Genomic DNA, 6,106 nt, shown 5'->3' on the forward strand with positions numbered 1-6,106 from the left:
CCGTCCCGGGGGAGCCGTCCCGGGCGCGGCCACCGCGGCCCGCCGCGCCCGGGACGCCCCCGAGGGCCGGGCGGGCTACGCCGCCGTCCGCACCCCGTACGTCGCCACCCGTACCGTCTCGTCGTCCAGGCACCGGCCGGTCTCCAGGTCGAACCGCTGCTTCAGCAGGGGCGAGGCGACGAAGGGACGGCCCTGGTGCGTGCCGGTCAGTCCGCGGGAGAGGACGGCCGCGCCGCCGAAGGGGTCGCGGTTGTCGATGGCGTACACCTTGCCGCCCCGGTCCCGGAACAGGGCGGCCTGGCGGCCGTCCGGCAGCAGGACCGCCACCCCGCGGCCGGGAACCAGCAGGGCCAGGTCGCAGACCGCCAGCCAGCCGTCTGCCAGCCGGAGTTCGAGCCTCGGATCGGTCGTCTCGGGTGCCAGGGTCATCGCGGGGCGCTTCCTTCCAGGAGGTCCTCGGCGCTGCGCAGGCCGATGGAGAGCAGGGGCAGATCGGGCTTGACCTGGTCGCGCTCGGGCACGAAGCCGACGACCGGGTCGGGGGTGTCGGGCGCGTTCACGAAGGAGACGAACCGGGCCAGCTTCTCCGGGTTGTCGATGGTCGTCGCCCACTCGTCGGCGTAGTGCGCCACGTGGTCCGCCATCAGCGACTCCAGCTCCGCGCAGATGCCGAGGGAGTCCTCCACCACCACCTCCCGCACATGGTCCAGGCCGCCGGGGAGGCGCTCCAGCCAGGCCGAGGTGCGCTCCAGGCGGTCGGCGGTGCGGATGTAGAACATCAGGAACCGGTCGATCAGGCGCACCAGTTCGGCGTCCGTCAGATCCTGCGCCAGCAGGTCCGCGTGGCGCGGGGTCGCGCCGCCGTTGCCGCCGACGTACAGGTTCCAGCCCTGGGACGTGGCGATCACGCCGAAGTCCTTCGACCGGGCCTCGGCGCACTCGCGCGCGCACCCGGACACCGCCGACTTCAGCTTGTGCGGCGAACGCAGCCCCCGGTAGCGCAGCTCCAGATCGATCGCCATGCGCACGGAGTCCTGGACGCCGTAGCGGCACCAGGTGGAGCCCACACAGGACTTCACCGTGCGCAGCGCCTTGCCGTACGCGTGGCCCGACTCGAACCCGGCGTCCACCAGCCGCGTCCAGATCAGCGGCAGCTGCTCGACGCGGGCGCCGAACATGTCGATCCGCTGACCGCCGGTGATCTTCGTGTAGAGGCCGAAGTCGCGGGCGATCTCCCCGAGGGTGATCAGCCCCTCGGGCGTGACCTCGCCCCCGGGGATGCGCGGGACGACCGAATACGAGCCGTTGCGCTGGAGGTTGGCCAGGAAGTGGTCGTTGCTGTCCTGGAGCGCGGCCTGCTCGCCGTCCAGCACATAGCCGCTCGCGCCGATCGTCGGGGCGAGGGAGGCGATGATCGAGCCGACCGCCGGCTTGCACACCTCGCAGCCGTCGCCGCCCCGGGCGCCCTCGCGGCCGTACCGGTCGAGCAGGTCCTGGTAGGTGGTGACGCGCAGGGCGAGGACGATCTCGTACAGCTCCTCGCGGGTCTGCCCGAAGCAGCCGCACAGGCCCTTGTCGACCTCGACGCCGCCCGCCTCCAGCTCCGCGGCGACCAGCTGGCCGAGCACCTTCACACAACTGCCGCAGCCCGTACCGGCCTTGGTGCACTTCTTCACCTCGGGCACGGTCGTGCACCCGTGTTCGGCGACCGCGCCGCGGATCGTGCCCTTGCTGACGTTGTGGCAGGAGCAGACGACCGCCTCGTCGGGCAGGGCGGACGGGCCGAGCCGCGCCCCCGCGTCCGCCCCGGCGGGCAGGACCAGCGACTCGGGGGAGACCGGCGGGACCGAACCGGTCAGCGCCCGCAGCGTGCCGTACGCCTCGGCGTCGCCGACCAGTATCCCGCCGAGCAGACGGCCGTCGCGGCCGATGACGAGCTTCTTGTACAGGCCCGAGCGGGAGTCGGCGTAGACGACGTCGAGGCAGTCCTCGGTGCTGCCGTGCGCGTCCCCGAAGGACGCCACGTCCACGCCGAGCAGCTTCAGCTTCGTCGACAGGTCGGCGCCGGTGAAGGCGGCCTCGTCGGCGGCGACGGTCGCGGCCGCCGTCTGCGCCTGCTCGTAGCCCGGGGCCACCAGGCCGTACACCCGGCCGTCCGCGGCCAGCGCGCACTCGCCGATCGCGAAGACCCGGGGGTCGGACACCGTACGGCACTGCTCGTCGACCGCGATGCCGCCGCGCTCGCCCACCAGCAGGCCGCAGTCGCGGGCCAGTTGGTCGCGCGGGCGGACACCGGCGCTGAACACGACCATGTCGGTGGCCAGTTCGGAGCCGTCGGAGAGCTTCATGCCGGTGACGGCGCCGTCCGGGCCGACCACCACCTCCTGCGTGCCCACCCCCGTGTGCACGGTGAGCCCCATCTCCTCGATGGTGCGCAGCAGGGCCGCCCCGCCGCCCGCGTCGACCTGCACGGGCATCAGCCGCGGCGCGAACTCCACGATGTGCGCCTCGACGCCCAGCCCCTTCAGCGCGCCCGCCGCCTCCAGGCCCAGCAGCCCGCCGCCGACCACGGCGCCGGTCCCGGCCCGGGTCCGCGCGTACTCCTCGATCGCCAGCAGGTCCTCGATGGTGCGGTAGACGAAGCAGCCGGTGGCGTCCTTGTTCGGCACGGGCGGCACGAACGGGTAGGAGCCCGTGGCCAGCACCAGGACGTCGTAGCCGAAGACCTCACCGGACCGGGCGGTGACCTCGCGCGCCGCGCGGTCCACCCGGACCGCCGGGTCCCCGAGGCGCAGCTCGATGCCGTGCCCCTCGATGAACTCCATGTCGGTCATGGACAGTTCCTCGGGCGTCCGGCCCGAGAAGTACGAGGTGAGCGCGACCCGGTCGTACGCCGGACGAGGCTCCTCGCACAGCACGACCACGCGGTGCGTGGCGGTCAGGCCGCGCTCGGCCAGCGCTTCGAGGAAGCGCTGGCCGACCATGCCGTGGCCGACGAGCACGAGAGTGGGGGTCGTCCCCGGGGTGGCCGTCATCAGGAGCCTCCGTCGTTGGTGAGCAGGTGGAGCAGCGGGCCTCCGTCGGGGAGCGGTTCCGCTCCCTCCCAGGCGCGGGCGAGCGCGCCGACGGTGCCGAGTTCGCCGACGAGGACCCCGCCGACCAGGCGGTCGCCGCGGACGACGACCTTGCGGTAGGTGCCGCGGGTGGCGTCGGCGAGCCGCACGACGTCGTCGCCGGGCCGGGCCTCGGTCTCCCCGAACGCGGCGAGGTCGAGCGGCCCGCCGCGGCCCACGAGGGTGAGCCGCGTCAGGGAACGCGTGCCCGTGTAGCGGGCGTTCGGGTCACCCGCCAGCAACGCGGCCAGTACGTCGGCCTGTTCGAGGGCGGGTGCGGCCAGCCCGTACACCGTGCCGGCGTGCTCCGCGCAGTCCCCGACGGCCCGGACGTACGGGTCGGAGGTGCGCAGTTCGCCGTCGACGACGACGCCCCGGCCGACCTCCAGCCCGGCGGCGCGGGCGAGTCCGGTGCGCGGGCGCACCCCGCAGGCCAGCACCACGAGGTCGGCGTCCAGGGCGTATCCGTCGGCCATCTCCACCGAGCGGACCGCGCCGTCCGCGCAGCGCACGTCCCGCACCCGCAGGTCGGTGTGCACCTCGACCCCGAGGCCGGTGAGATGGCGGCGGACCAGGCGCGAGGCGTCCGGGTCCAACTGCCGTTCCATCAGCCGCTCGGACTGCTGGGCGAGTACGACCTGCGCGCCGCGCAGCGCCAGCGCGCGGGCCGCGGAGACCCCGAGCAGACCGCCGCCGATCACGACCGCGCGCACCCCGGGCCGCACCGCCCGGGACAGTCCCAGGCAGTCGTCCATGGTCCGGAAGGCGTGCACCCCCTCGGGCAGCACGCGGTCCGGCGTGAACAGCCCGCGCAGCGGCGGCAGCACCGGGTTGGACCCGGTGGCCAGCACCAGCGTGCCGTAGCCGATCACCGACCCGTCCGCGAGACGGACGGCGCGCGCCGCCCGGTCGACGGCGGTGACGCGGCCCCGGGTCAGCTCCGCCGGTGCCGGCAGGGCGATCACCTCGGGGCTGTAGTGCCCGGCCAGCACCTCCGCGAGCAGGACCCGGTTGTAGGGGCGGTGCTCCTCGTCGCCGACGAGCGTGACGGGCGTGCCCAGCTCGCCGAGCCGGCGGGCGAGCCGTACGCCCGCGAGTCCGGCGCCGATCACCACCACACGCGTATTCGAGGTCATGGCCAGAGCGTGCGGGGCCGGTGTTTCCCGGCCGCATCACGTCTGTTTCCCGTACGGAACGCTGCCCTCAGCGGCGGCGCGCGGGGGGTGTGAGGGCGCGCGGGGCGGGGCGCGCGGCCCGCGGCGCGGCCCCCGGTGCCCGGCCGGGACCGTCCGGCGACGATCGGGTCCTGCCGGGGGAGCGGCCGTCCGGGGAGCCGGCGGCCGGGCAGCGGCAGGCCGGCGGAGGGCGGCCGGGGCAGCGGTCTTCCGGGGGTGAGGGCGGCGAGGGGAACGGCCGGCCGGGGGAGAGGGCGCGCGGGGGTGGGGAAGGGGCGGGGCCAAGCTCAGAAGTCCCTCATCTGCGTGGACGGCACACGCATCTTCTGCCTAGGGTCGCGATCATGCCCGACATAGCCCTGACCACGGTCGTCGTCCTGTGCCTCGTGGCCCTTGCCGCCGGATGGGTCGACGCCGTCGTCGGCGGCGGGGGCCTGCTGCTGCTCCCCGCGCTGCTGCTCGGCCTGCCCGCCGCCACCCCGGCCGCGTACGCGCTCGGGACCAACAAGGCCGTCGCGATCGTCGGCACGTCGGGCGCCGCCGTGACCTACGCCCGCAAGGCGCCCGTGGACGTGCGGCTCGCGGTGCGCATCGGGCTCGCGGCCCTCGCGGGCTCCTGCGGCGGCGCGTTCTTCGCGGCCGGCATGAGCACCGAGGTGCTGAAGCCGGTGATCATGGTGGTGCTGCTGGCGGTCGCCGCGTTCGTCATCCTGCGCCCCTCCTTCGGCGCGGCACCGGCCGCGGGACCGGCCTCGCGCCGCCGGGTCCTCGCCGCCATCGGCCTCGCGGGCCTGGGCATCGGCTTCTACGACGGTCTGATCGGCCCCGGCACCGGAACGTTCCTGGTCCTCACGCTCACCGCCGTGCTCCACCTCGACCTCGTCCACGCCTCCGCCACCGCCAAGATCGTGAACTGCTGCACCAACGCCGGCGCGCTCGCCATGTTCGCCTGGCAGGGCACGGTGCTGTGGCAACTGGCCGCGCTGATGGCCGTGTTCAACCTGACCGGCGCGATGCTCGGCGCCCGCACGGCACTGAAGAAGGGCAGCGGCTTCGTCCGGGTCGTCCTGCTGACGGTCGTGTTCGCCCTGGTGGCGAAACTGGCGTACGAGCAGTGGTGGGCCTAGCAGTGGTGGGCCCAGCGTGGCGGGCCCAGCGTGGTGGGCTAGACGGCAGGGCCTGAACGGCCGGGCCCTCCTCCGCCGGGGCCGCCTCCTCCGCCGGGCACCCGACTCCGGGTACTCCTCCGCCGGGCCCTCCTCCGCCGGGGCCGCCTCCTCCGCCGGGCACCCGACTCCGGGTACTCCTCCGCCGTGGCTTCCCCGCCGGAACCAGCACCGCCGAATCCCGCACCGCCGGGACCCGCACCGCGCAATCCGGCACCGCCGGAACCCCCACCGCCGGAACCCGCACCGCCGGAACCCGCACTGCCCAGTCTGGCACCGCCGGGCCGGGGCTCCCGCCGCCGTCCGCGTCCCGGTCAGCGGCTGCCCGTGAGGTGGGCGTAGACCACGACGTTGCCCCGGTAGCCGGTCGCGCGGGAGTAGCCGCCGCCGCAGGTGATCACCCGCAGCTCGGGGCGCGGCGCGGGGCCGTAGACCTTCTCGTCCGGGAAGGCCGACGCGTCGTACACCTCCACGGCGTCCACCGAGAAGAGCGCGGTGCCGCCGTCCCGGCGCGCCACCTCTATCGTGCTCCCCTTGCGCAGGGCGCCCAGGCGGTAGAAGACGGCGGGCCCGGTGGCGTTGTCGACATGGCCGGCGACGATCGCCGTGCCCTTCTCGCCCGGCGTGGTCCCGGCCTCGTACCAGCCCGCGA

General features: G+C 74.8%; 5 protein-coding genes. 1 reads left to right on the forward strand and 4 read right to left on the reverse strand.

From position 1 onward, the window contains the following. Positions 1–75: 75 nt before the first annotated feature. Genes nirD through SZN_RS34710 form a run of 3 tightly spaced genes read right to left on the reverse strand, consistent with a single transcriptional unit; the run spans position 76 to position 4,249 of the window. Positions 76–429, reverse strand: coding sequence for a nitrite reductase small subunit NirD (nirD, locus tag SZN_RS34700; RefSeq protein ID WP_007504531.1), 354 nt, complete (start codon positions 427–429; stop codon positions 76–78). Next, positions 426–3,035: a nitrite reductase large subunit NirB gene (gene nirB / locus SZN_RS34705; RefSeq protein ID WP_007504533.1), complete on the reverse strand. Its 2,610-nt coding sequence runs from the start codon at positions 3,033–3,035 to the stop codon at positions 426–428. Before nirB ends, nirD begins: the two co-directional genes overlap by 4 nt. Then, positions 3,035–4,249: an NAD(P)/FAD-dependent oxidoreductase gene (locus tag SZN_RS34710; RefSeq protein WP_043734705.1), complete on the reverse strand. Its 1,215-nt coding sequence runs from the start codon at positions 4,247–4,249 to the stop codon at positions 3,035–3,037. The genes nirB and SZN_RS34710 overlap by 1 nt, the downstream gene beginning before the upstream one ends. Positions 4,250–4,632: 383 nt before the next feature. Here SZN_RS34710 and SZN_RS34715 point away from each other — a divergent pair, with 383 nt between their 5' ends. After that, entirely contained in the window at positions 4,633–5,415 is a 783-nt protein-coding gene (locus tag SZN_RS34715) for a sulfite exporter TauE/SafE family protein (RefSeq protein ID WP_007504537.1), read from the forward strand. Between the two features lie 353 nt (positions 5,416–5,768). On the opposite strand, the gene SZN_RS34720 is transcribed toward SZN_RS34715, so the two are convergent. Beyond that, on the reverse strand, positions 5,769–6,106 hold a 338-nt coding region (locus tag SZN_RS34720), incomplete at its 5' end, for a class F sortase (protein ID WP_007504538.1).

Source organism: Streptomyces zinciresistens K42 (genome assembly GCF_000225525.1).
In the GTDB taxonomy this organism is placed as follows: domain Bacteria; phylum Actinomycetota; class Actinomycetes; order Streptomycetales; family Streptomycetaceae; genus Streptomyces; species Streptomyces zinciresistens.

Excerpts from the sequence above, each read along its gene's own strand:
- nirD (WP_007504531.1), bottom strand. The coding sequence starts at position 429 with ATGACCCTGGCACCCGAGACGACCGATCCGAGGCTCGAACTCCGGCTG.
- nirB (WP_007504533.1), bottom strand. The coding sequence starts at position 3,035 with ATGACGGCCACCCCGGGGACGACCCCCACTCTCGTGCTCGTCGGCCAC.
- SZN_RS34710 (WP_043734705.1), bottom strand. The coding sequence starts at position 4,249 with ATGACCTCGAATACGCGTGTGGTGGTGATCGGCGCCGGACTCGCGGGC.
- SZN_RS34715 (WP_007504537.1), top strand. The coding sequence starts at position 4,633 with ATGCCCGACATAGCCCTGACCACGGTCGTCGTCCTGTGCCTCGTGGCC.